Raw genomic sequence first — 1,561 nt, forward strand, 5'->3', positions numbered from 1 at the left:
TCCTCGAACTTGAACACTCTTTTATTTTCTTGTTTATTCATTTGTATTTAATTTGATGCTAAAAACCATTTATTTGTTGCTTTTATGTATATAGCGATACCCCAAAAACCCGTAACAGTACCCGTTACACTACTACTATCTACCCCTTTATAAAGTATATTCCTACCGTTACCATCAAATTGAATTGTGACAGAACCTGAGTGCGCCCGAACAAATTGTATCGTTTTTCCGTCCTCGGGTGATGAAGGCAGTCTAAATAAATAGCTACCTGTGTTAGGTATTGCAATGATGTCGTCTCCATTAGTTAGTGTGGTAGTCCCGTTCGGCATCACCCTATTATTCCAACTTCCACCCGAAATCATTCCCCCTAGTATAGAAATCGCATAGTTTTTTCCTCCTTGCGCACTTTTAGCAGAAACTACAATTCCGTAATTTGTATCCTGATCTGTTTTATGATTTTCAATCCATAAAGGCACAGCTAATCCTAATGTTCCAGGGGCGGTCGACGTTCCAATGCGTGCACTTATATTAGTACCATAAATATCCATACCTCCTTTGCCTGAATTGTTATATAAATACCCGTTACTATCTATGGACATTTGACCTATTTTTGAACTCCCAGTAACCGTTAAATTTTGAGCAGTCAATTGCTGTGTAAATATTGTACCTGCTGTTATTCTATTTGCATCAATAGTATTTGTCTCAATAGCACCTCCGTTGATAGTTGTCTTGTTCGGATATTTCCAAGCGTTCACTTGATTATTTGCTGCGTTAGCTGTCCCGTTTGCTGTATTCGCTGTGCTTTGAGCATTTGTAGCTTTAGCGTCTGCTTGTCCTGCTTTTGTATTAGCGGTATTAGCAGTACCCTGAGCAGCGTTAGCAGTATTTTGTGCATTTGTTGCTTGAAAGGTAATAAGACCCGACATCTCGATTTCTTTTGAAAACAACTTCATTTTATTAGCTGTCATATCAAAAGACGATTCAACCTCAGATACAGTAGGGGTGTCATCTACCTGCGATAAGTTATATACTGTAGCAAAAGACACGTACCAGTCTACAGGAGACGAGGGAGTTCCCACCGCTCCATTTATATAAAAAAAATGGGTAGTTGAAAAAGTACCTGTAGCACCACAAGTAACTTCGTGTGTATATTCTTCCCATTTTCCTGTACCCAAATTTGAAGTTAACCATTTACTAGTGCCTCCATTGCCATAAGGATTACTACCAAAAATTAATTCTCTCCCCGCAGGTATTAATGCAATAATTTTTGTTAAAAATTTAGCGTTAGCGTATGAAGGAGTTTGAAAATTAAATCCTCCAATCCCTGGTGATGCCGCCCCAATATTTCTAATTCTAACTTGCCACGGGATGCGTGTTGGTGATGTAGTATTACTATCTTGTATTCTAGTTACAGTTACATTACCATTATTTGCATTATTATATACCTTGACGCTGTTTAGTCCACTTTCGAAACTCGGGTCTCGATAAATCATTCGACCTGTACTCTTACTGTCGACCTGAGCTTTAACAGTGAAGTTAATTGCATCAGGTGTAATCTTTT

At 38.3% G+C, this 1,561-nt stretch carries 1 protein-coding gene; it reads right to left on the reverse strand.

All coding sequences use genetic code 11. From position 1 onward, the window contains the following. Positions 1-47 precede the first annotated feature (47 nt). On the reverse strand, positions 48-1,561 hold a 1,514-nt coding region (locus ORI89_RS19140), incomplete at its 5' end, for an alanine-zipper protein (protein WP_268232131.1).

Source organism: Sphingobacterium sp. UT-1RO-CII-1 (genome assembly GCF_026711005.1).
Lineage (GTDB): Bacteria > Bacteroidota > Bacteroidia > Sphingobacteriales > Sphingobacteriaceae > Sphingobacterium.